General features: G+C 63.9%; 20 protein-coding genes, 1 tRNA gene and 1 pseudogene. 9 read left to right on the top strand and 13 right to left on the bottom strand.

What is annotated here, in order from left to right; translation table 11 throughout:
* Positions 1 to 121 precede the first annotated feature (121 nt).
* The 4 genes from LQ955_RS16665 to LQ955_RS16650 are packed head-to-tail and all read right to left on the bottom strand — an operon-like array spanning position 122 to position 6,141.
* Entirely contained in the window at positions 122 to 1,357 is a 1,236-nt protein-coding gene (locus tag LQ955_RS16665) for an NAD(P)/FAD-dependent oxidoreductase (protein WP_231025600.1), read from the bottom strand.
* Positions 1,357 to 3,081 carry a hydantoinase B/oxoprolinase family protein gene (locus LQ955_RS16660; protein WP_231025599.1) on the bottom strand — a complete coding sequence of 575 codons (1,725 nt, stop codon included), beginning with the start codon at positions 3,079 to 3,081 and terminating at the stop codon, positions 1,357 to 1,359. Before LQ955_RS16660 ends, LQ955_RS16665 begins: the two co-directional genes overlap by 1 nt.
* A gap of 17 nt (positions 3,082 to 3,098) precedes the next feature.
* Positions 3,099 to 5,144 (bottom strand): hydantoinase/oxoprolinase family protein, encoded by a 2,046-nt coding sequence (locus LQ955_RS16655; protein WP_231025598.1) that lies wholly within the window; start codon positions 5,142 to 5,144, stop codon positions 3,099 to 3,101.
* A 10-nt stretch (positions 5,145 to 5,154) separates the two neighbouring features.
* Positions 5,155 to 6,141, bottom strand: a complete 987-nt coding sequence (locus LQ955_RS16650) for a phosphotransferase (protein WP_231025597.1) — start codon at positions 6,139 to 6,141, stop codon at positions 5,155 to 5,157.
* A gap of 358 nt (positions 6,142 to 6,499) precedes the next feature.
* Here LQ955_RS16650 and LQ955_RS16645 point away from each other — a divergent pair, with 358 nt between their 5' ends.
* From LQ955_RS16645 to LQ955_RS16630, 4 genes are all read left to right on the top strand, one after another.
* Positions 6,500 to 7,765 (top strand): aspartate aminotransferase family protein, encoded by a 1,266-nt coding sequence (locus LQ955_RS16645; protein ID WP_231025596.1) that lies wholly within the window; start codon positions 6,500 to 6,502, stop codon positions 7,763 to 7,765.
* A gap of 41 nt (positions 7,766 to 7,806) precedes the next feature.
* Positions 7,807 to 8,544, top strand: coding sequence for a GntR family transcriptional regulator (locus tag LQ955_RS16640; RefSeq protein WP_231025595.1), 738 nt, complete (start codon positions 7,807 to 7,809; stop codon positions 8,542 to 8,544).
* A complete protein-coding gene (locus LQ955_RS16635; protein WP_231025594.1) occupies positions 8,541 to 10,502 on the top strand; it encodes a primary-amine oxidase in 1,962 nt (653 codons plus the stop codon). Before LQ955_RS16640 ends, LQ955_RS16635 begins: the two co-directional genes overlap by 4 nt.
* Positions 10,503 to 10,655: 153 nt before the next feature.
* On the top strand, positions 10,656 to 12,026 hold the full coding sequence (locus tag LQ955_RS16630) for a lactonase family protein (protein ID WP_231025593.1): 1,371 nt from the start codon (positions 10,656 to 10,658) through the stop codon (positions 12,024 to 12,026).
* 26 nt (positions 12,027 to 12,052) lie between these two features.
* Here LQ955_RS16630 and LQ955_RS16625 read toward each other — a convergent pair whose 3' ends face one another.
* The 3 genes from LQ955_RS16625 to LQ955_RS16615 form a co-directional block, all read right to left on the bottom strand.
* Complete coding sequence (locus LQ955_RS16625; protein ID WP_231025592.1) at positions 12,053 to 13,165, bottom strand: LLM class flavin-dependent oxidoreductase; 1,113 nt, start codon at positions 13,163 to 13,165, stop codon at positions 12,053 to 12,055.
* Positions 13,166 to 13,261: 96 nt separating this feature from the next.
* A complete protein-coding gene (locus LQ955_RS16620; RefSeq protein ID WP_231025591.1) occupies positions 13,262 to 13,939 on the bottom strand; it encodes an HAD family hydrolase in 678 nt (225 codons plus the stop codon).
* A 265-nt stretch (positions 13,940 to 14,204) separates the two neighbouring features.
* Positions 14,205 to 14,675: a hypothetical protein gene (locus tag LQ955_RS16615; protein ID WP_231025590.1), complete on the bottom strand. Its 471-nt coding sequence runs from the start codon at positions 14,673 to 14,675 to the stop codon at positions 14,205 to 14,207.
* 245 nt (positions 14,676 to 14,920) lie between these two features.
* Between LQ955_RS16615 and LQ955_RS16610 the strand changes: the two genes are divergently transcribed.
* Positions 14,921 to 15,589, top strand: a complete 669-nt coding sequence (locus tag LQ955_RS16610; protein WP_313788359.1) for a sugar transferase — start codon at positions 14,921 to 14,923, stop codon at positions 15,587 to 15,589.
* A gap of 349 nt (positions 15,590 to 15,938) precedes the next feature.
* On the opposite strand, the gene LQ955_RS16605 is transcribed toward LQ955_RS16610, so the two are convergent.
* Positions 15,939 to 16,919: an AraC family transcriptional regulator gene (locus LQ955_RS16605; RefSeq protein ID WP_231025589.1), complete on the bottom strand. Its 981-nt coding sequence runs from the start codon at positions 16,917 to 16,919 to the stop codon at positions 15,939 to 15,941.
* Positions 16,920 to 17,308: 389 nt separating this feature from the next.
* Here LQ955_RS16605 and LQ955_RS16600 point away from each other — a divergent pair, with 389 nt between their 5' ends.
* Both LQ955_RS16600 and LQ955_RS16595 read left to right on the top strand, forming a co-directional pair.
* The gene (locus LQ955_RS16600; RefSeq protein ID WP_313788358.1) at positions 17,309 to 18,283 is read left to right on the top strand and encodes an AraC family transcriptional regulator; all 975 of its coding nucleotides are present in this window, start codon (positions 17,309 to 17,311) and stop codon (positions 18,281 to 18,283) included.
* 139 nt (positions 18,284 to 18,422) lie between these two features.
* On the top strand, positions 18,423 to 19,067 hold the full coding sequence (locus LQ955_RS16595; RefSeq protein ID WP_231025588.1) for a hypothetical protein: 645 nt from the start codon (positions 18,423 to 18,425) through the stop codon (positions 19,065 to 19,067).
* Here LQ955_RS16595 and LQ955_RS16590 read toward each other — a convergent pair.
* From LQ955_RS16590 to LQ955_RS16585, 3 genes and pseudogenes are all read right to left on the bottom strand, one after another.
* Positions 19,064 to 19,216 carry a hypothetical protein gene (locus LQ955_RS16590; protein ID WP_231025587.1) on the bottom strand — a complete coding sequence of 51 codons (153 nt, stop codon included), beginning with the start codon at positions 19,214 to 19,216 and terminating at the stop codon, positions 19,064 to 19,066. The two genes, LQ955_RS16595 and LQ955_RS16590, sit on opposite strands and share 4 nt — an antisense overlap.
* A 69-nt stretch (positions 19,217 to 19,285) precedes the next feature.
* A pseudogene (locus LQ955_RS20270) lies at positions 19,286 to 19,429 on the bottom strand (MauE/DoxX family redox-associated membrane protein); the annotation flags it as partial.
* A gap of 73 nt (positions 19,430 to 19,502) precedes the next feature.
* Positions 19,503 to 19,943, bottom strand: coding sequence for a hypothetical protein (locus LQ955_RS16585; RefSeq protein ID WP_231025586.1), 441 nt, complete (start codon positions 19,941 to 19,943; stop codon positions 19,503 to 19,505).
* A gap of 157 nt (positions 19,944 to 20,100) precedes the next feature.
* Here LQ955_RS16585 and LQ955_RS16580 point away from each other — a divergent pair, with 157 nt between their 5' ends.
* Both LQ955_RS16580 and LQ955_RS16575 read left to right on the top strand, forming a co-directional pair.
* Positions 20,101 to 20,466, top strand: a complete 366-nt coding sequence (locus tag LQ955_RS16580; protein WP_231025585.1) for a DUF4190 domain-containing protein — start codon at positions 20,101 to 20,103, stop codon at positions 20,464 to 20,466.
* Between the two features lie 127 nt (positions 20,467 to 20,593).
* Positions 20,594 to 20,905, top strand: coding sequence for a hypothetical protein (locus LQ955_RS16575; protein WP_231025584.1), 312 nt, complete (start codon positions 20,594 to 20,596; stop codon positions 20,903 to 20,905).
* 952 nt (positions 20,906 to 21,857) lie between these two features.
* Here the strand turns inward: LQ955_RS16575 and LQ955_RS16570 are convergent.
* Together LQ955_RS16570 and LQ955_RS16565 are read right to left on the bottom strand one after the other, a co-directional pair.
* Positions 21,858 to 21,942, bottom strand: a tRNA-Ser gene (locus LQ955_RS16570).
* A gap of 51 nt (positions 21,943 to 21,993) precedes the next feature.
* Entirely contained in the window at positions 21,994 to 23,646 is a 1,653-nt protein-coding gene (locus LQ955_RS16565) for a virginiamycin B lyase family protein (protein WP_231025583.1), read from the bottom strand.
* Between the last annotated feature and the right edge of the window lie 64 nt (positions 23,647 to 23,710).

The following is a 23,710-nucleotide window of genomic DNA, read 5'->3' as shown; positions in this document are numbered from 1 at the left end:
TCGGGTGGAACGGATGGAGCGGTGGGGCTGTAGAACGGTGGAGTTGTAGAGCCGTGTGGCTATGGAGCGGTGGGGCTATGGAGCGGTGGAGCGATAGAACACTGACGAGTGGGTAGTCTCGTCAGCTGGCGACTACCGAGGCGATGGCATACCGATCGGTACGCCTCTGCCTCAGTTCTTCGAGTCCGGCCCCGTCGAGGGCACGGGTCTGCGAGCCGAATCGACCCGGCGCGTACGGCGTCATGTCGATGCCGGGGTCGGTACCGGTGAGCGATCGGGCCAGCGCGCGGCCGAGACCCCCGGCGGCAGCGATTCCATAACCCTGGCCGCCCGCGACGACCCAGATCTGGGGTACCACGGTTTGACCGGCGATGAATCGAGAATCGGGCGTCGCCGACTCCCATGCCTTCATCGCGTGACTCAGCCCGAACTCTTCGAGGGCGGGAATGAGCCGCTGGGCATCCTGAACCGCACCCCCGAGATCGCTCACGACATTGATGTGAAAGCGACGCTCGCGGGGTATCTTCTCGGAGAGTTCGTACGTGGGGGCGCTTCGCGTGGCCCCGACAGCGATACGCGAGTCGTTGGCTCTGGCGTACATCTGCAGGTCGGGCATGCGAACGGTGGGCATGGGCCGCAGGCGGCTTTCGGGCACCAGGTTGCTGACCACGTAGTTCGCCTGGCGGCCCAGGATCGGAAAGCCGAGGCCTGCGGTACCGATGAGCAGCGGAGTGAACATTCCCGACGCGACGATGTAGTGCTCGGCTCTGATATCGCCCGACACTGTTTCGAGCGCCTCGACTCCGTCACTGCCCATCCGAAAGCGCTGTGCGACCACTCCGGTAAGCAGACGCACGCCGCTCTGCTGGGCTAGTCCGGCCAGTGCTCGAGCGAGACGTTCCGGCACGACCGAGGCGTCGGTCGGCACCCAGATGGCGCTTTCGACGCCGTCGAGAGCCATGGTCGGCGCCAGCTCGGCGGCCTCGGCGCGCGACACCAGCCGGGCATCCACCCCGTGCGCTTGCGCGAGACTCACGAGCTCGGTGAATTCTGCGGTGCGCTCGGGGGTGAAGCTCAGCCGCAGGCTGCCTTCGCCGCCCCAGCCGATGCTGCCGGCGTAATCCGCCTCGAGGCCGGCATACAACTCGGCCGAATACCGCACCATCTCGACGTCGCTCGGCAGGTGACGAATCTGCCCGACGAAGCCGGCGGCCGCCCAACTGCTGCCGTCAGCCACATCCCACTGCTCGATGACGACGACATCGGTCGCGCCCAGCTCGGCCAGGTGGTAGGCGATGGATGTTCCCCACACCCCCGCACCGACAATGAGGTATTGGCAATCGAACGATTCGGTCATCAGGCCACGACTCCGTAAATCGCTGCCGCAGCCTCTGCCGTGATCTTCTTCAATTCGAGGTCGCGCAGCGTGAGCTCGCGCGGGCGGGCCTTCGGGTCGCCGTAGCCGGCGCCACCGCCGGCGCGCAGGCTCAGAATCTCGCCCGGCTTGAGGTAGGTGGTCTCCTTCGGCGGAACAACGGTCTCGACGCCCTCGGCGTCGAACATCGTCGACGAGGTCTTCGACCCGACCGCGCCCCCGTCGAGCCCCTGGGGAAGAAACGCTTCGGTGTTCTGCTCGACCTCGGTGCGGGCGTACATCGTCTTGTCGGAGATGTTGCGGTAGTCGCCGCGAATACCGAGACCGCCGCGGTAGGCTCCGGCGCCGCCCGAGTCGGCGACGAGCTCCATCCGTTCGACGCGGAGCATATAGCCCGACTCGACAGCTTCTGCCGACACGAGTACGCAGTTCGACATGTGCGGGTCGAGGCCGTCGGCGCCGTCTCCGGTGCTCTTCGCCCCGGCGCCGCCGCCCTGGTTGAGCAGCACCGCCACGCCCTCGCCGGTCTTGGGCGACCACGATTCGGCGAACAAGCAGGGCCAGCCCACCGACCATTCGGCGCTGGTGCGCTCGGGTGCGATCGGTACGAGTGCCTTCGTGATGACCGATGCCATGCGCTGCGAGGTGATGTGCCGTGCGCCCACGGCGGCGGGCATCGTGGGGTTGAGCAGCGAACCGAGCGGGGCCTTCACTGTGAGCGGTGCGTTGCAGCCGCCGTTGAACGGAATGTCGGCGGGAAGTATGCAGTGAGCGGCATATTGGATTCCCGACAGCGTGGTCGCCCACGGCACGTTCATGCCGCTGCGCATCTGCGGGTCGGTGCCCTCGAAGTCGAAGACCATCTCGTCGCCCGAAACGGTGACCGAGATGGCGATGCGCACGGGCGTTCCGCGGTTGACCCCGTCGTCGTCGAGGTAGCCGTCTGCCGTGTAGACGCCATCGGGCAGCCGCTCGATCGCCCGGCGAGTGCGCATCTCGGTGTACCCGAGCAGGTCGTCGCAGGCCAGGTTCGCACGCTCGGTGCCGTACTTCGCGAAGAGCTCTTCGAGGCGCCGTGCGCCGGCCCGTGCCGCAGCGACCTGCCCGCGCAGGTCACCGAAGTTCTGCGACGGGTAGCGAGTGTTCGCCCCGATGATGTCGTAGATCGTGGTGTTCACCACTCCGGCGAATTCGAGCTTGAGGGCCGGAAAGAGCACACCCTCTTCGAACACGCTCAGGGCTGCCGACTGAACGGTTCCGGGAACGGTTCCGCCCCAGTCAGCGTGATGAGCGATGGTTCCCGTGAAGCCCAGCAGCTCGCCTTCTGCGTCGAAGCCGGGCACGAAGATCTGCACGTCGTTGGAGTGCGCGCAGCCTTTGTACGGGTGGTTGGTGATGAACACGTCGCCGGGGTGGATGTCGGCGCCCCACTTCTCGATGCACACGGCCAACGCGGGCTGCATCGACGCGAGCAGGGTCGGCAGAGTCAGGTTGGTCGCCAGCAGATGCGCCTGACTGTCCATGACGGCGCAGGCGTAGTCGCGCATGTCTTTGATCACGACGCTGAGCGCGGTGCGGCGCAGTTGCGTGCCCATCTCATCGGCGATGGTCTCAAGGGCGTGGCGCACCACCTCGGTGGTGATGGCATCGGTCTTCCAGGGGTAGGCGGTGACGCCTGACGAGACGCTTTCGGCGAGCATGCTCATGATTTCTCTCCTTCGGCCTAGTGCTGAACGAACGTGATGGCGATGTTGAGGTGGCGATCGACCTCGGCGGTGGAGAAGGGCGGCACGACGGTCGTGGCCTCGCGCTCCTCGATAATGGCCGGGCCTTCGATGAATGCTCCGGGCAGAAGGGATGCCCGCTCGAAGATGGGCGTATCGACCCACTTGGTCTCTTCGAAGTAGACCGGTCTCACGACATCGGTCTCTGCGGTGTAGACACCCGACCCGTCGCCCCCGCCGAGGTTGACCTCGAGAAGCAGACCGGTCGACTCGATGCCGACGGCCGCGATCTCGACGAGGCCCTCGGGGTCGCTGTGGCCGAACTCGAACTGGTGCCGGCGGTGGAACTCATCGACGGCGTCGGCCACAACGGTCTCGGTAAGGGTGTCGCCGATGAACGGCACGACCAGGTCGTTGTCTTGCCAGGCGTATCGCATGCGTGCCTGGCGAACGTGCACGATCTGCTCGGCGCCGGCCGGAAGCAGCCGCGTCTCCGACTTCTCGATGAGCGATTCGATGACGCTCTGCAACGACTCGATGTCGAGGTTCAGTACGGCTTCGTCGATGACCTGGGTGTAGTCGTATTTGAGGTCGGCACCGGCCATACCGAGAGCCGAGAAGATGCCCGGGTTCTGCGGAACGAGCACGCCGACCGCGCCGACCGCCTGCGCGACGCTCGCTGCGTGCATGGGGCCTGCCCCGCCGAACGGCAGAACGTGAAAGTCGCGCGGGTCGAAGCCGCGGTTGACGCTCACGACGCGTACGCCCTTCGCCATGACGGTGTCGGCGACCTGCAAGATACCCAGGGCGGCCTCTTCGACGCTGACATCGAGAAGGTCGGCGATGTGCACTTGCACTGCCGTGCGCGCTGCTTCGAGATCGAGCTTCATCTCGCCGCCCAGAAAGCGGTCGGGATCGACACGGCCCAGCACGACCTGAGCGTCGGTCGTCGTCGGCCTCGTGCCTCCGCGTCCGTATGACGCGGGGCCCGGCTGGGCGCCTGCGCTCTCGGGACCGACGCGCAACAGGCCCGACTCGTCGACCCGGGCCAGCGAACCGCCGCCAGACCCGATGGTGTGAATGTCGAACTGCGGCACCAGCAGCGGCTTGTGATCGAACTCGGTCTGGCGCACCAGAGTGGCCTTCGCATCGGCGATGAGCGCGATGTCGGTCGACGTGCCGCCCATGTCGAACGTGATCAAGTTGCGCTGGCCCGAGGTGCCGGCCACCTTCGTCGCCGCCAGCACGCCGCCCGCGGGGCCGGAGAGCACCATGCGGTGTGCGTTCTCGGCCGCCTCGCCGATCGACATGACGCCGCCGTTGGACTGCATGACGTAGGTAGGGCTGGTGAGTCCGACCTCGGCACACCCCTGCACGATGCGGTTCATGTAGCGGGCGATGAGCGGCTGCAGGGTCGCGCTGACGGCGGTGGTGTTCGCTCTGCCGTACTCGCCGAGCTCAGGTGCGACGGAGCTCGAAATGGCCACTTCGACGCCGGGCGCACGCTCGCGCATCCGCTCGGCGACGCGCTGCTCGTGCTCGGGGTTTCGAAAGCTGAAGAGAAAACACACGGCCAGCGCTTCGGCCCCCGAAGCGACGACGGCATCGATAGCAGCATCGACCGCTTCATCGGTCATCTCGGTGATGACGTTGCCGAGGCGGTCGACACGCTCTTCGATCTCGAACACCATGTCACGCGTGACGTACGAAGCCGGCCGGTCGACACGCAAGTCGAAGGCGTCGATGCGCACCTGGTCGCCGATCTCGAGCACGTCGGCGAAGCCGGCGGTCACGATCAGTGCGGTTTTCGGAAGTTTGAACTCGAGCAGCGCGTTGGTCGCAACGGTCGAGCCCTGGGCGAAGATGGTGATGTCTGCTGGAACAATGCCCCGGCTGGCCTCGATCTTACGAACGCCGTCGAAGATGCCCTGCGATGGGTCGCCCGGCGTAGACGGAACCTTCTCGACCGCAACGGTGCCATCGTCTTTGACCACAACGACATCGGTGAACGTGCCTCCGACGTCGATTCCCAAACGCTGTGCCATGGTGTCGCTCCTATTTCTGACGGGGAGAAGAGGGTGATTCGGCGGCCAGGTCGAGACCCGCACGCAGCGACTCGACGGCCCAGCTGAACTCGGCGCCGCCGATGTAGTCGCCTACTTGCGCGAAGCGAAAGCGGGCGTAGGCGTCGTAATCCGATTCCGACTTGCCGATCTCGGTCATACGGATGCCCCACAGGGCTTCGCGCACCACGTTGATATAGCGGTACAGCCTCAGCCAGGCGTGCACCTGCCAGTCGTATTCACCCTGGTAGTGCTCGATGAGCACGAGCTCTTCGTCGACGCTGAGCTCGCACTTGCCGGCGAAGTCGCCGAGATCGGAGTAAGGGTCACCGAGCCCGCAGTACTCCCAGTCGACCAGGCGGGTGACCGGGCCGACCAGAATGTTGCCGTCCGTGAGATCGTTGTGCAGCAGGCAGAGGTCGCGGCCGCGGTAGAGCTCTTCGACGGTCTCGATCGGGTCGATGGCCCACGAGAATTCGGCGAACATCTGCGGGTTGGCCGATCGGGCGCGTTCGCGAATGAGCCGCGTTCCCGACATCGGCACCGTGATGTCGTTCTCGAACCTCGGGTCGGGCTCTACGGCGTGCAGTGTGCGCAACGAGCGAGCGATGTCGACGATGGCGCGAGGGCGAAGCTCTGTCGCGTCGAAGAACGTGGTGCCGACGACGAATTCCGAGATGACGACTCCGAGGTCGAGGTATCGCACGAGCATCCGTGGTGCGATGCCGAGCGACGCGGCCAGATCGGCGGCGGCGTACTGACGCTCACGGTCGATTCCGATGCTTCGTGCGCCGTCTGCATCCATCAGCGACTGCGCGACGACCGGGTCTGCTCCTTCTATACGCACGATCCAGCTGCGGTTGGTCAAGCCGGCGGCGAGGGTCTCGGCGTGCCAGTCAACCGTTCCAACGAAGCGAGCCATTGCCTCTTCGAGGCGCTCGGCGGCGATTTCTGGTGTGAGTTCAACGGATGCAGACATAGTGGATCGCCTCCTTCGAGGGGGTGAGGTTGTGGGGTGTAACCGACTGTAGGTTGCGGGTCGAAGGGCGATACCGCCCGAACGGGTGTTTTTACCCGTGGTTTACATGCGAAATAAACCATTCACTCCCCGACGCGGCCCTGTAACACGCATGAAACATGCGGCAGCACCCGAGCGAGGCAGACCAACGACGATAGTCATGAGGGTCATCCAGACCCTCATTTGTTTGCCGCACGACCTCAAGAATCGTGCCGGTCAGAGAGAAACGGAGCCGCCAATGGTGACCCGGTCGTCAATCATGGACATGAACAGCTTTCGCTCGGAGCACTCGGCTGCTCTGTCTGAAACGACTCGCGAAATGACCGACAGACGCGAGGCAACCCTCGGCGCTTCGTACCGATTGTTCTACCGCAACCCCGTGCATCTGGTGCGCGGGTCGGGCGCCTACCTCTGGGACGCCGACGGCAACAAGTACCTCGATATGTACAACAACGTTCCGAGTGTGGGCCACAGCCACCCCCGCGTCGTCGCCGCGATCAGCGAGCAGGCCGCGACGCTCAATACTCATACGCGCTATTTGAGCGCCGGCCTGGTCGATTACGCCGACGACCTGCTGACCACGATGCCCGACGAGATCAGTCAGATCATGTTCATGTGCACCGGATCGGAAGCCAACGATCTGGCGATCAGAGTGGCGCGCGCCTACACGGGCGGCACCGGCATCATTCTGTCGAGAGAGTCGTACCACGGCAATACCGAGCTGACGAGTGCGCACTCCCCCGCCCTGGGCAACGCTCAAGCCCTCGACCCGCACGCACGAACCGTCGCCCCGCCCGACGCGTACCGCCCCCCGTACAGCGAAGCAGAAGTGGGGGCGCGATTCGCCGAGTCACTGCAGCAGACCATCGACGCGATGCGCGCCGATGGAATCGTTTTCGCCGGGCTGCTCGCCGACTCCATCTTCTCGTCAGACGGGGTCTTCGCCGGCGAGCCGGGAATGCTGAAGCAGGCCATCGACGTCGTGCACCTGAATGGCGGCGTCTTCATCGCCGACGAAGTGCAACCCGGATTCGCCCGCACCGGAGACGCCTTCTGGGGCTTCGAGCGTCACGGCGTCGTGCCCGACATCGTGACCATGGGCAAGCCGATGGGCAACGGCATGCCCATCTCGGGCATGGCGGCCCGACCCGATGTGCTCGAGGCATTCAGCACGAAGATTCCCTACTTCAACACGTTCGGCGGCACGCCCGTCTCGATTGCGGCCGCGCAAGCCGTGCTCGACATCATCAGAGAAGAAGGCTTGCAAGAGCGCGCTCGTCTGGTCGGCGGCGAATTGCGGGCAGCGCTCGCCACGCTGGCCGAGACCCACGAGGCGATCGGCGACGTGCGCGGCGCCGGTCAGTACACCGGCATCGAGCTGGTGCTCGACCGTGAGTCGAAGTCGCCCGCAGGCCCACTCGCGCTCGACGTCATCGAGGGGCTCCGTTTTCGTGGAGTGCTCACGTCGGTGGCCGGGCCGTACGGCAATGTGTTGAAGATTCGGCCGACGCTGGCCTTCCAGCAGCCCGACATCGAGTGGTTCGTGACCGCGCTCGACGAGGTACTCACCGAGGTCGGTTCATGACAAGTGTCGCTCAGATGGGCCCAACGTATGATGTTGCGAACATGGAAACGCGAACCGGCGAAATAGTCACACGGATTCGCAGAGAAATCCGTCGACTCGAACTGCATCCGGGCGAAAGGCTGGGCAGCGAGCGAGAACTCGCCGAGCGCCTGAACGAACCGCGCTCCGCCCTGCGAGCCGCCCTCGAGGTGATGGAGGCCGACGACGAGATTCGCCGCGCGATGGGCAGCCAGGGCGGCATCTTCGTCTCCGACGGGCGTATCGAGCGCAATCTGAACACCATCGTCGGGGTGCCCGGAATGCTGCGCCAGCAGGGATTCCGGTGCACGACCACCGTCTTGCGCGCGATGGTCGGGCTGGCCGCACCCGACGAGCAGCGGGCGCTGCGGCTCTCCGAGAGCAGTAACGTGATTCGTCTCGTGCGCCGACGCGACGCGAACGACATTCCGTGGTCACTCGACACGGCCGTGATTCCGGCCGACCTCGTTCCCGGGCTGCTGCAGCACGATCTGACCGAATCGCTCTACGACGTGCTGCGCGACGACTACGGGCTCGAGACTGCAGAGGCGCACGAGACCATCGATCTGGCGGCCGCGGCTTCGTATGCGGCATCGGTGCTCGACATCGAAATCGGCACCCCCGTCTTTCAGATCTGGCGCACGACGACAGCCACGAACGGTGCCGTCATGGAGTTCGCGCACGACCTCTTCCGATCAGACCGCACGCGCATTCAGATGCAGCGGCTGGGCGCCCGCTGGAAGCGGGCAACCCGCTCGTGAGCGAGCCGACGAGCGAGGTTCACGCCGGGCATCCGCTCGCCCTGCTCGAAGCGAGCGACATCGACGTTCTGCGCGTCACGGCAGCCGAAGCCGGCTTGCTGATGCCCAGTACCCGGTTCGCCTACGTCGGGCTGGTCGAGCCGTCGAAGGCTGAGCTTCGCGCGTTCGAGGCGGGTACACCCGGTGCAGTCGTCGGGCGGATGATCGCGGCCGTGCTGCTCGAACGCGCCACCGGAATCGGCACTGTCATCGAGGTCGACGTCACGACGTCTACGCTCGTCTCTCAGCGCACGATCAACCCCGTCACCGAAGGCCAGCCCGGCATTCTCGACGAGGAGTTCGCCGAGGTCGAGGGGTGGCTGCTCGCCAGCGACGAGTGGCGCGCGGCGCTCGGCAGGCGGGGCATCGACCCTGAAAGGGTTAGGGCTGTTCCTCTTTCGGCGGGCAACTTCGGCCGGCCGAACGAAGAGGGCCGGCGCCTGTGCCGGGTGCTCGGCTTTCTGCAGCTCGACGAGCACGACCTGCCCTGGGCCCACCCGATCGACGGGGTCGTCGCGCACGTCGACATGACCACGGGCGAGGTGTTCGAGGTCGTGGATTCCGAGGTGCTGCCGGTACCCGAGCAGCGCGGCGAATGGAACGCGCCGCCCTTCGGCAAGCCTGCACGCACCGACCTCAAGCCGATCGAAATCAGCCAGCCCGAGGGGCCGAGCTTCACCATCGAGGGCAACAAGATCCAGTGGGCCGATTGGGAGCTGCGTTTCGGCTTCGACGTGCGCGAGGGCATGATTCTGCACCAAGTGGGGTTTCGCGAGGGGGAGGCTCTTCGCCCTGTGTTGCACCGAGCATCCATTCCCGAGATGGTCGTGCCCTACGGCGACCCCGCCCCCGCCCGGTTCTGGATCAACTACTTCGACCAGGGCGAATACATCTTCGGCCGGTACACCAACTCGCTCGAACTCGGCTGCGACTGCCTGGGCGACATCACCTACGTCGATGTAACTGTCGCCGACGAGACCGGAAACCCGCGGCTCATCACCAACGCGATCTGCATTCACGAAGAAGACTTCGGAGTGCTGTGGAAGCACACCGACCTGTTCAACGGAATGAACGAGACGCGCCGGCAGCGCCGCCTTGTCATTTCGTTCTTCGTGACCATCGGCAACTACGACTACGGGTTCTACTGGTACCTCTCCCTCGACGGCACGATTCAGCTCGAGGCCAAGGCGACCGGCGTCGTGTTCACGTCGGCCTACCGGCCCGGCGGCTACACCACTCACATGGCACCCGGCCTCGGCGCCTCGTACCACCAGCACCTCTTCTCTGCACGCCTCGACTTCGCCGTCGACGGTGACCGCAACGTCGTCGACGAAGTGGATGCCGTGCGCGTGCCACGTGGGCCCGGCAACGAGCACGGCAACGCTTTCCGCCCGCAGCGCACGCGCCTGACCAGCGAACTCACCGCCTGCCGTGACGCCGACAACCTGAAATTCAGGCACTGGATCGTGAGCAACCCCGACAAACAGAACTACGTCGGAGAGAACGTGGCGTACGGGCTCTTTCCGCAGGGAATGCCTGCGCTGCTGGCGGATCCCTCCAGCACGATCGCCAACCGCGCCTCGTTCGCCCAGCACCACCTCTGGGTGACGCAATACGACAAGACGCAGCGCTGGTCGGCCGGCGAATTTCCCAACCAGAGCCCCGGAAACGAGGGCCTGCTCGGCTACACGGCCGGCGACCGCCCGCTCGACGGAGAAGACGTCGTGCTCTGGCACACCTTCGGGCTCACCCACTTTCCGCGCACCGAAGACTGGCCCATCATGCCCGTCGACTACGCCGGCTTCACCCTGAAGCCCGTCGGCTTCTTCGACTTCAACCCCGCGCTGAATGCGCCAGAGGCGGGCGGATCGCACGCGCACCACGGCCACGGCGCCGGCCACGGGCATCCGCACCCCTGACAAGGCTGGCGATGCAGCGGGCCACGCGTCCGTCTCGAAGTAGAGGATCGTTTGGGACAACCACGCGCGTGTGGTCTCGTCGCGATTTTATTTGAGCGAAGGCCCCGAGTTAAGACCGCTAGTATTCCTCATTTGTTGAGATATAGTAGACAAATGTCACATTATCGACTTTCTCTCACTTCTCGCGCGGCAGCGATCGGCGCCACTGCGGCGATAGCGGCGGCGCTCCTCCTTGTCACGGACAACTCCGCCCAAGCTGCACCACCTGCGTCAGTAACCGTCGGCTCGGCGCCTGCCTCGATAGCGGTGGATCCCGGCACGCACACCGTTTATGTCGTGAACCGTGCGGACGGTACCATTTCCTCCTTCGATGGTGACCAAGCCTCACCCAAAGTGACGACCACCGCAGTTGGCGCGGAGCCAATTGGCGTCGCTGTCGACACCTCAACACATTCCGTTTTCGTAGCGAATTCATTCGACAACAGCGTTTCAGTGTTCGACGGAGGCGACCTGTCAGCCGCACCCCGCGTGCTACACGTCGGGAAGTCTCCGCAGTTCATCGCGGTCGATCAAAGCACGCATTTTGTCTTCGTCGCGTGCGAGGTCGACGCTAAGGTTGTGAAATTCGACGGTACTGCGACAACCGGGGCCGTTAAGTTGACCAACATTGCTACTCTGGGCAACGGCCCGAGCGGTATCGCCGTGGACTCCAGTACCCATGAGGTCATCGCGGTCAGCACCTCAGACTCGATCGTGTCCCAATTCGACGGCAACACCTCACTTACACCTGAGATCGCCGAGCACATCGCCGGCGACCACCCGGTACGCGTTGCCATCAACGAGAAAACCCACATCGCCTACATCACCGACAATCTCGACAAGACCGTTGCCCAGTACGACTCCTCGGCCTCGGTGGCGAAAGTAACATTCACGAACGCCGGGAAGAATCCCGTCGGTGTTGCCGTGGACCCCAACACCGGCACGGTTTACTCATCCAACCTCGGCGACAACACCATCAACCAGTTTGGCGGCCCAACACCACCTCAAACATTTGGAACAGGAGACAGCCCGACCGGGATTGCGATCGACCCCACGATCCATACCGGGTTCGTGATCAACTCCGTCGATGGAACCGTCACCTCGTTCTCGACCCCAACCGCTCCGACCATCACATCGTCGGCGACCCTACCGTCAGTCATGCAAGGATCCAGCATCAGCCACCAGGTTCAAGCCACCGGTACACCTGCAGCGACATTCAGCCTCGTTCCGGCGACCGGAACCCAGCTGCCTCAAGGCCTGCAGATTAACTCCATAACGGGCTTGATTACGGGCATGATCACGGCCGCACCCGGCACCTATGCGTTTGACGTGGTCGCACGCAATCAGGTTGACCCTGCCGCAACGCAACAGATGATGCTCACAGTGACTCCGGTCCCAACCACCCCGCCCACTACGACACCGACCGCAACTCCCACGCAAAATCCCGGAGCACCAACTGGCCACCTGCCTACCGTGAGCGGATAGCCGACAACTAATCCAGCGCGGCGCGCTCAGCCGCGGAAGGGCTGGCGAAGACCGCGGCGCTCGAGCTCAGCGAGCACGCCGCCCTCGGCCACGATGCGCTTGACCCCGTCAGAGAAGTCGGGCCAGGTGAGCAGAATGCCGTCGATGCCCAGCTCGTTAAGTTCTTGCATCTGATCGGCGATGTCGACGGCGTCACCGACCAGAATGGGGCCGCCCGAACCGGCCGCGAAACGCTGGCGATACTCACTCATCACGGCGGGGTCGACGATTTTCGTCTGGGCGAGAAGGCCCGCCGACCAGGCGTCGACGAGCTCAGTCTCTTCCATTTCGACGGCGAAATAGTGCAGGTAGTCTTCGGCCTCTTGGCGGGTATCGCGCTGCGAGACGGCGCAGTAGGTCCACACCTGCACCTCGCGGCCGTGCTCGCGCGCGGCGTTCTTGTAGGCGTCGACTTGACCGCGCACCTTGTCGAGCGCGCCGACCTGTGGAATGACAAAGCACACGTCGGCGTGCTCTGTTGCGAAGCGCATTCCTCGGGGTGAGCCGCCCGCGTTAAGAATGGGCGGGTGCGGCTTCTGCAAGGGCTGCGGCCGCGACATCCCCTCGACGATCGTGAAGTACTCGCCGTCGAAGTCGAACTCGTCTTCTGAAGTCCAGAGCTTCTTCAGGATCGCCCACCACTCGTCGAGCTCTTCATAACGAGCGTCGTGCTCCTTGATGGGGGTGCCGAACATGTCGAGTTCGAGCTTGTTCCAGCCACCGACGATATTGAGCGCAAACCGACCATTCGACATGTGGTCGAGGGTCGCAGTCTGCTTCGCGGCGGTGATCGGGTGCATCGTCGTGGCATGCGTCGTCGCGATCAGTGTCGAATAGCTTGTGAGCTGAGAGAGCCCCGCCGCCCACGTGAACGGATCCATCACGATTCCTGGGCCCTGCGTGGGGTCGCCGGGAATGTAGCCCTTCCAACGCGCGTAGGCGAGCTGGGCCTCGAAGCCGGCCCGATCGGCCAGAACGGCGGTCTCGACGATCTGCTTCCAGGTGGGCCGCCAAACCTCGGGCACCTTCGACAGCGTGGCGCCGCCGTTCGTGCCGAAAAGACCCAACTTGAGCTTGTTGTCGCTGAAAATCGCGTTCATCTCTTCAGTATCCTGGGGCATCGAAGGCGACCCGGCCTCGCACGTTTCCGCGGTGTTAACGTGCTTTCCTGTTCCATGAATGGTTTGTTTCCGGCCTTATTCGAGCGGCAATCTCAGGTCTTCCAGACCCCGCCCGAGCAGTGTGCTCCACAGCGCATCGGCGTCGGAACCGTCGAGATTCACGTAACACGCAACCCCGATGGTCGAAACCCCCGCCGCCCGCGCCGACTCGAGGCCGATCGGCGAATCCTCGATGGCGACGCAGTCGCCCGGCTCGACCCCGAGCATCCTCGCGGCCACCAGATACGGCTCGGCATGCGGCTTGCCGTGCTCGACCAGATCGCCCGAAACCAGGGCAGCGAACGTGTTTTCTGGAAGCGCCGCGACCACCAGCTCGGTGAACGCCTGAAACGACATCGTGACGAGCGCCAGCGGCGTTCCGGCGCTGTTCAACTCGGCAAGAAGCTCACGCGCACCGGGCCGCCACACGAGACCGTGACGCGTGACCTTCTCGATGACGAGCTGCAACTGCGCCTGCACAATCTCGTCAATACTGAGCGGTACCCCCAGCCGCTGCAGCGCGGCAGCCCCGTCGGGCAGGCTCATTCCCACCAGAGTGTTGGCGAGACGAGGATGCCCGCCCGGCACCCACGCGCGAACGATCTCTTCTGCAGCCTGCGTCCAATACTCTTCGGTGTCGACGATGGTGCCGTCCATGTCCCAGAGCACCGCTGCAGGAGTGCGACGCTCGGGCGAAACCTCGGAACCGTTCATCCACTCATTCTGACGGCTCGCTCGATGACGTCTGCGCGCAGACGTTTCCGCAGAGTAACAGCGCGCCTCGGCCTGATGAATGGCTTGTTACTGGCGCTGGCCGCCGGTGACTGCCGACTTGCGACGTGCCATAGCTCTTCTTCTCGACCATCGTCAATGATTCGCGCGACTAAGGCGTTGCTACCTTCGAAGAGCTTGACATCGTCGCTATTCGAGGCCGTGATCTGGAGACAGTAAAGACGCCAGTGCGGTGGCGCTCGGATAATTAGAGCCGCACGTCCAATTCCAGGCCGATCGCTGTGCGTTCCCAGAGTTCGACGTAGTCGCGGAATAGCGCCGTCCGGCGGCTTGGATGCTGGTGCCATGCGCTGAGCTGCGTTTCGAAGTCGGCCAACAGGTCTTCGTCAGGGTGACCATTCATTGCGTCTCGGCGAATCTGGCTGAGCTTGTGCCTCGTCCAGGAAGCAACTGTGTTCGCGCCGCGGAGACCTGACACCCGGACCATGAAGTCGAGACGCGCTGCCTGGTTCTTGGCGGCGCTACGTTCGCCCTCGTTGAGTGTCGGCCACCGTGCAGCGGTGCGGCCTGCGTTGATGACTGCTTTGACCAGCACCGTTCGGGTTCTGTGTTGGCTTCGCTTCAACGGACTCTTGGCGACTGCGAGCCCGACCAATAGCCCGACGAGCACGGCGGCGCCGATGACGCCGACCGGGAGTAGGGAGAGGAAAGGGTTCATGGAGTGGGGACTTCCGATCTTCGAGGTGGCTGAGGGCCGGGTAGCTGCTCGACAGGAAGGACGCGGTTTTGTTCGATTCGTGACGCTGATCTAGCGCGGGCGCAGAACAGTAGGTTCTGGAATCTGCCGCGTTGAGTCCCATTCCGCGCCAAGCGTGACCGAAGCACCATGTACGGCGGTAGCTTTTCTCGGTGCTGGAATCTGGTTACCCGAACCGGGGCACGAAGAATAGGCAGGCTTACCGGATGCCCGACATCGCCCATCAGAGCGTCACCACCAACTACACCCCGCAGCGAGTCGCTGTGGCGCGGTCGGCGACCGACTCTGTTGCAGCGTTGCTGCTCTTGATTGGATTGGCGCCTGTCTTCGCTGTGACCGCGGTTGCGGTGAAAACAAGCAGTGATGGGCCGGTGCTGTTCCGGCAACGCCGAGTTGGTTTGCACGGTCGCTCCTTCTCGATGCTGAAGTTCCGCACGATGGTCGTTGACGCCGAAGCGAGGCTGGGCGACCTGGAGAGCGCGCGGGAGCGCACAGCGGACGCCTCGGCGGGCAACTCGGTGCTGTTCAAAATGACGCATGACCCGCGGATCACGAGTGTGGGCCGGTTCCTCCGCCGTTACTCGATTGACGAACTTCCACAGTTGGTCAACGTGCTTCGGGGGGATATGTCGTTCGTAGGGCCGCGCCCACCGCTCCGGTCCGAGGTCGAACATTATGAGCCGCACGTGCACCGCCGGTTCCATGTCAAGCCTGGACTGACCGGGCTTTGGCAGGTGAGCGGCAGATCGACACTGAGTTGGGAGGAGTCAGTTCGACTAGATCTGCTGTACGTCGAAACGCAGTCACTTCGCACCGACGCGCGCATCCTCGCCAAGACGGCCCGCGCCGTGCTCGGCGGTCGCGGAGCGTACTGACGGCCACCAGATTCAGAATGTCAGCGACGCGCCTGCATTTTGGTCACACTCCTGCGGCCGACTGAGGTAGCCAACAGAGAGCCTTGCCGCGGATCGGGGGCGGTAGAGCAGGGCACCGGAACCCGAATCCGACGTGCCCTGCCTTCACGAATCGGTGTGATCCGCCTAGCACGAATCGCCAAAGCCGGTTGCGTGGAACGTTCCGGTTGGCACGATCGTGACGGGTTCACGCTAACGTCCACCGGCAGCCATCGAACGACGTTGTCGGCACCATGGCAGAAACCAGCGACGAAATTGACGCGATACCGTGCCGGCACTGGTTGAGAGCAGCTGCAGCCCGAGCCCGGCGTCAGAACGGAGAACTGATCCCAGCGTTGCCGGTGGGCGGTATGTTCGCCCGGAAAGACTGCGGTGTGCTGCTGTGCACGGCCTGGAACGCCCGCCGCATGCGAGACAGAGTACCGAACCCCGTGGTCGCGGCGATGACGTCGAGAGTCGTGCCGGCCCAGCTCGGATCGCGGAGCAGGTCGATGGCGTCGCGCAGCCGGCGCGCTCTGACCTTTTCGGTGAAGGTGCTGTTCGACGACGCGAGATCGCGTTGCACCTGACGGAGTGAGACATTCAACGCGGCCGCGACAGTATCTGGCGACAGTGTCGCGTCGCGGCTGTGGGTGTTGATGTAGTCGGTCACGTGCACGGAGCGCGCCACATCTGCTGCTGCAGTGACCGTTCTCGTCTCAGAGGCGTCGTTGAGTATGCCGGCGAGCATCGCTCGCAACGCCTGCTCAGACGACGTGCCCGTCGCCGTCTCCGGGTGTGGCAGGTCGTCGGTGAACGTCGAGAGAAATTGGTAGGTTGAGCGCGCCAGGGTGGTGCGGGGTAGTTCGCGCACGCCGCCGCGATAGTCGGCCGCCCCGAAGGTGACAAGGTTGCCGCGGGAGATCAGCACTTGCGTCATATCGACTGATGTCTCCGATGTGAGCACATAGGGCTGGTATCCGCTGAGCACCACCAGACTACCGGCGCTCATCCGCACCGTGTTTCCACCCTGTTCGGCCGTGAGCCTGCCGGCGCGAAGGAAGCAAAAGATGGTACCGACCCTGATCGAATCGGTGATCTGCTGCGAGCGTTCGACGCGCACCGGTGTCTGCAGGATTCGGGTGACCGAAAGCGACGGGTAGACCGCGACGGTTACCGTCGATCGGAATGCGTCGGGATGCTCGGTGATGATCAGTGAATGCCAGGCCAGCGCGGAAATACCCGCGCGGCCCGAGGCGTCGACGTGAACCGGAAGACGCGGTCCGAATTGCTCGTCTTGCGATTCAGGCACCGGCGACCCCGCTTCATGCGATCGAAGTCCCCACGACTCGTCCGCGCTCAACACCATTATTCCTCCACTCGTCCGACCCTGCTAGGCGTCGGTATAGCTGTGGGCGTTCTGTGTTCTCGTTTCCTGAACCAACGTGCCATCAGAGGGCCCGGGCCAGTGCTCGTGCAGTCAATGTGTCCACGAATACTCCGTCCGATGAGACACGGCCGCACGTGCCCTGCATGGCCGGTCTTCGGGCGAGGTGCCGAATCGTGACGGATGTGGCTTTGCTATCTGCCAACCTCCGAGAAACCCCGGACCTGGGCAGATTTCACATGCCAGATTGTGTCGCGAGGTCATGGCCTCGGCGCGAAATGACATCACGAATTCGGTAAGGAGTATGCACGGCAATGTGGAAACCACTCTCCGTTCCGCAGATGCATCACATCCTCGACCGCATAGCGGAAGCTGGCCCCCATGCCGACGTTCCGTCGACTCGGTTTGCCGGGACTTACGTGTCCACCCGTGTGCCATTCCGGTTTGAAGCCCGCCGTGCGATATTCGGTGAAACCTCGATCACGCAGACCTCACATAGCCCCATGATGATCGAGCCCGCCGAGCGAGGCCCGCATCTCGACTACCAGCTCGGCTTCCTGCTCAGTGGTGGGCTGACCGTGGCTGCGCGCTTCGGCGAGACCGTCCAGCTGAGCCCAGGCAACGCGTTCCTCAGCACGAGCCGGAACAGCCTCGCCGGCCAGAACGACGCTGACGTATCCACTCTCGTGATCGGGATACCTCCCAGCGTGATCAGAAATCGAGGTATTCGAGTCGCAGACGGCCCGCTCATCGCCCCCAGTGCCACCGGCCTCGACTCCGCGGTCTTGGCGTTTGCAGCGACCATCATTCGTGCGTCGAATCCGACCTCGGGCAACTCAGCGACCATCATCGAACGCACCCTCAACGAATTGGTCACCGGCTTGTTGCTCGAGACGTTCGGTTTCGAGCTCGAGCCGACTGAAGCGAGCGCAGGCCTTCGCGCGAGAGCTATGGATCTCATCATTCGCCGGGCCGATGACCCTCTGCTGAGCCCGACTCGAATGGCCCAAGAGCTGCACTGCTCGCTGCGGAGTTTGCAACGCTCGTTCAGCGACGCTGATACGTCGGTCGCGAAGGAGATCGCAAACGCTCGAATCGTTGAGGCCACACGCCTCATCGAAACCCCGCCGATGAAGCGGCTGACGCTGCCATTGATCGCGGCACGCACCGGTTTCGCGTCCACTGCGGCATTGAGAGCACGGTTTCTGACAGTGCACGGCCAGACAGTATCTGAATACCGCGATAATCTCCGTGCCCTCAACGCCGGCAGCGAGAGGCTCCTCGGATGACCGAATCAGATGCTCGGAACCTGCCGCAATTCACTGGCGAACTCGCACCGAGCCACGGGTGTCGGTTCTTCACCACTCACCACGACGCCCGTTCTAACAACCGACCCCCGAACTATTCATCAGAAAGAGGAAGAAATACATGGACAACGAACACAGCATCCCAAAATCAGCTGACGACCTCACCCGACGACAAGTAACCAAAGCTGCTGCGTGGTCGATTCCTGTCGTCGCGATCGCTGTCGCCGCACCCATGGCCGCCGCGTCGGTCGTTCCTCCGAGCTATGCCATCGAGTCAAGCTTCGGTGTCGGCTGGTACCCGACCGCTCAAGGCCAGACCGCGACCGGTGCACTCCAATATGACGCCAGCAGCTCCAGCGCTGCCGTTCAATACCTACGCGTCACGGGAACGTCAGCCGGCGACAGCGTCGCAGGCGTCTACATCGAAGTGCTCATCTCAGTGGGCTGGCCCGCACCCACCTTCACGGCGCTTCCCGGCAGTAACCCGTCGTGGTCGACGCTGGCCAACACCGGCGCCACGCGGGTGGTCAGTGGTGTGACTTACCGAGTGTACAAATCCACCTACACCGGTGCCGTGGTTGCGACAGGTTCGACCACGAACATCCCGATCAACTTCTACTTCCGCTCTAGCAGCCCCTACTACGCCGGCCAGACCGTCATCACTCAGCGCTACGCGACAGTCAACTCGACCCCGGTCGTGCTCATCCGAAACCCGGCAACCATCAACAACACCAACGTGATCCTCACCGACGCCCCGCACCCCTAAGCGTTGTTGCCGTCGAAGAGGCTCACGGCCGGGATCTCCAGCACCTCAGTGCCGGGTGATCGCGGCCCCGGAAATCCATCGTTCTGGGCGCTGCGCGAGAACACCGTCAGCAGCACAGCGACGCCTGCGGCCAGGAACACACCCACCACCAGCGCAGGATTCGTTCCCAGGGCCGTGACAAGTGGTGATGGCCCACTTGGCGGGCTGATGAGTAGCATGATCCCGGCTGCGCTAAGGACTGCATTCCGAACGAACGTGCGACGTGTCACAGTCTCACGTGCGCCGAAACAGTTGCAGCTCACCTCGTCTGCTCGAATCAGCACGCGTGCTACCAATACGGTGAGCGCAACAAGCAACCCCGTCGCGACAAGAGAGACCGACCACCAAACCCCCGCAGAGGCGCCGAACCACGAGCCACATCCTGTCGTAGCGCTTCTAGGATGCCGGTGTGGCTGTGCCGGTGTAGTTGATCGTACCCGCGCCGAAGATCACTGTGCCGACGCCGAACACGCTCAAGTTCCATGTCAGAACCACCGGGCAGGTGATCGAGATCAGACCCGGTAGCCCAATCAGGATCACGTTTACGATCACGCTGATCTTCGTTGGTCTTACCGGGTTGCTGTTGGCTAGGTAGGCACCGTTCGGGAAATGAATATTGTTGAACAGGAAGCTGCCCGGGAGCGCTCCGAGCTGACCAAAGGTTCCCGTTCCGGTACCGAGCCCCGTGCCAGTGTAAGTAGTGCCATCGCTCATCGTCAGCGTCGCGCTGGTCACGATCGAGGTGTACGCCGGCTTGAACACGGTCAGGTCGCAGTTTCGGCTGTCTAGACCCAAAGCACCAGCGAACAGCAGGGCCCCCTTGTTGCCGAGCACCACAGCCTGAGTTGTGAGCGCGCCGAGAGTGCCGGCCTTCAAGCAGGTCGGGCCTCGATCAGCGAAACAGTGACCCATCGGCGTCACATTCTGCCCCCTCGACCGTCTCATCACTGAGTGATGAAACCACCCACCTCAGCGACCGACTCATTGGAGCACCATGACCGAATCGAGCGCGGCCGCACCTGGCTGCACGCCAGAGCTCCCGCCCCCGCCGCCTTTCGACCCGGCACTCGCCAGAAACGTGCATAACCCCTACCTGCCGACCACGCACCCCCCGATGAACGTGCTCGCGATCGTTTCTCTCGTTTGCTCGTTCGTCTTACCCGTGTGCGCCGTGATCGTTGGCCACATCGCGCTCCGACGGATCAGACGAACCGGCTCGCGGGGCTACTCGTTCGCAGTCGCAGGCACGTTTATCGGGTATGTCGGAGTGGCCCTCGGTATTCTGATTGCCGTTCTTCTGTTCGTCGCCGGCCTCACCTCATCACCTGCCGTGGCCGCGTCGAGCATCTTCACCGGCTGAGGCACGAGATTGTTCGGGCCGTCAAGCGCGCGGACGACAAATGCGTACCCGGTTGCGTCACAAAAACGGAGCTGACGCGTCTACCGGATGAGGGTACGCACCGTACGTGCCCTAGAAAGCTGACGTAATGACCACTCGGCGCACAGAGAACGAGCGAGTAATCGACATTCGAAGCTACCACCGCTTCACACCAGCTACGAGCCTGTTCGCTCGCAACATCGAAGTTGTCGTCGTCGGGACGCTGCGGAGCTATCTGCTGGGCGCCTATCCCGAGTTCACCGCCGACGCTAGAGACGGGTTCACCCGCGTCACAGGCCTCGTGCCCGATCAACGTCGACTCGTCGGGCTCGTGACGTTCCTTGACAGCCTCAACGCCGAGATCGTGGCCGTCACCGCAACGCGACCCACGGGCTCGCTCCCGCCGGCTACCGGCGCATAAGCTGCTACGGATTGGCTCGAGCGAGGGCCGAGCGACCAGTGCGAGGCTTGCCGAGGCGGTGGCATGAGGTGCTCTGGTACTCCGAGATCGAAGCGATGATGCTGCGCGAGATAAGGCCGCTGCTCGGTCTCTCGGCGAACTCGGTCTCCGCGTTGGTCAGCAGGGCGAAAGAAGGGCTCCGAACAGCCTGGGTGCAGGCGCGCTTGAAGAAGTCGCACGATCCTGCATGTGCTTGGGTGATCGGGTTTTTCGCTGCGTACACGCTTGACAAGTTGTCTTCCAAGAACGCGGCTCTCATCGACGCGCATCTCGTTGTCTGTGAGCACGACCATGTAGTGGTATTCGAGGATGCCGATCACGTCAGCTCGATGCTGGTGCTTGTCTTATTGCCACTTGTAACCGGCGTCGCAGGCGCAGGGGGATACCTGGCCTACATTCAGGCAGGGCGCCCCACGTCAGCGGGCATATCCGCAGCCGGATGGCCTGGTGCACACACAACCCCGCTACCGGTGTGTGGTGTGACCGGTGGGCAGTTGATGTCAGCAACCCGGAAGCTTCCAACGAAGGGTGCCGTTTTCGGGGCAGTAGGAGCGGTCATCGTGATAGCTGCGATTGCGACTGGGGTGGCAATGTGGACTACCGCCAGCGCGAGCTCGACAGCTGCATTCCCCAGATAGCAGGTCGCCCTCAAGCCCCGACAACATCATCAACAGATCCGACGACCGCGCTGGCACCGGCCGCCACCCCTGCCAGTGACCCCGAGTCCGTGAATCCTCTAACGGATCATCCTCACTCGCAGCATTTCGGACCCGAGTAAACGATTGGGGAGCCGAGGTCGTCAGACCCTGCGGTGACGACTGCAGTGTCTCGAGATTGCCGTCGATGCGGACGCGATAATTTTCAGATGTAGGCACGGGCAGCACAAATAGCGCTCTGACCAGGGGTTTCACTGCGGAGGGCGTGAGATTCGAACTCACGAGACGTTTCCGCCCACCAGTTTTCAAGACTGGCTCCATCGGCCACTCGGACAGCCCTCCTTGCTCGGTCGCGCTGATCCGAAGACGAGCGCGGCCGAACAAGCTCCGATCTTAGCGGATGCGCCTCCGAAGAATTCGAATGGTCAGGCCGATGACGATGCAGGCGTCGGCCACGATCAGGGCGAGGATCAAACCGGTCGGGTCGGAACCCGTGCTGGCGAGAGTGCGGGCTGCGCCGCGGGTGCCACCGGAAGGGTCTGAGCCGCTTGAGCCCGGGCCTGAATTTCCGCCCGCGCCGACGGCGTTGGGGGCAGGGCGCGAGGTCGGGTCAGGAGTCGTGCGCGGTGCCGGGGATGCGCTCGAAGAAGGCGTCGGGGTCGGCGTCGGCGTTGCGGAGGGCGTCGGTGTCGGCGTGCTTGTCGGGCTAGCCGTCGGCGTGGGGGTCGGCGTGCTCGTCGGGGTCGGCGTAGGGGTGGGCGTAGGGGTGGGCGTAGGCGTGCCGGCCCCACTCCCTCCGCGGATGTCGATGCTGAACTGCTGCGCGGCGCTCACGCCGAGCGCACTCGACGCGACCGCAGAGACGGCAAGTGAAGCGGGGGCATCGGCCGGCGGCACTCCCCCGAGTTCTCCCGTCGAGGAGTCCAGGGTGAGCCACGCGGGCCAGGATCCCCGAGCCGAAACCGTGACGGCGCCGACCCCGGTGGGCGAGAGTGTCGCGTGGTACGGCACCCCGACCGCCGCGGTGGGCAGCGTTTTCGGAGCAAGGCCGGCCGCGAGGGTCAGAGAGTGGATGCTCGAGCCGGTCGACGCGGTGACGAGCAGCCGGGCATCCGGAGTCACCGCCAGGCCCGTGAGACCCGAGCCGTTGTCGAATTGCTGCAACAGCTCTGCGGTCGTGGCGCCCGACGCGATCACGCTGACCGAGTCACCGTCGGCGTTCGCGATGTAGACATTGTCGGCGACGTCGGTGACGATGGCGCAGGGCTCCGAGCCGGCAGGCAACGCGTAGGTCGCGACGACGTTACTGCCGACCGGTTTGGACGAGTCGACCTTGGTGACCGTGTTGTGGCCGACGTTGGCCACGTAGAGCATTCCGTGCGAATCGATGGTGATTGCGGTGGGCGCTGACCAGGGGTCGAGCTCGGCGAAGGTGGCGATGACGGTTCCGGATGCCGTAACCTCTGAAACCGTGCTGCTGGCGAAGTTCGCGGTGAACACGTCACCGGCCGCGTCGGCCACGATTCCCCTGGGAGCGATGGTGGTGCCGAGACTGGCGTACTCGACCGTCAAGACACCGGTCGCCGAGATCTTCGAGATGGAATCGCCGATGGTATTGGCGGTGAAGATGTTGCCGGCTGCGTCGTGGGTGACGCCCCAGGCATCGGTGTTCGGACCCAAGTTGTACGTTCTGGGAGTCGTGTCGACCCCGGGTTTGTAGCGACTGACGGTGTGGTTGCCGAAGTTGGCCGTGACGATGACACCGGCGGCGGTGAACGTGAGGGCGGTCGGCGCAGTGCCAGCGCCCAGCACGACCGGTGCGAAGGCGCCGGCCGAGCCGTCGGCGGCGAATGACGACAGAGTGCCGTTGCCGTTCGCCGTGAAGAACTCGCCGCCGTCGCCCATGGTGATGGCAGCCGGAGCTGTGCCAGAGCCTGTCGAGATGACCGGCCCTGCGACGACCGGCAACGCGAAGGCTCCGGCGCCTGTGACGGTGACCGCGAGTGCGGCGACCGGAATGATAGATAGATACCTGAACTTGATCATTGTGTTACCCCTTAGATCAGGCCGAAAACGGCCTCATTGCCCCCCGAATAGGGGTGAGCATATC

The sequence above is a fragment of the Subtercola endophyticus genome (assembly GCF_021044565.1).
Lineage (GTDB): Bacteria > Actinomycetota > Actinomycetes > Actinomycetales > Microbacteriaceae > Subtercola > Subtercola endophyticus.
The sequence above is the reverse complement of the archived record's forward strand: the minus strand, read 5'-3'. Positions and strand labels throughout refer to the sequence as shown.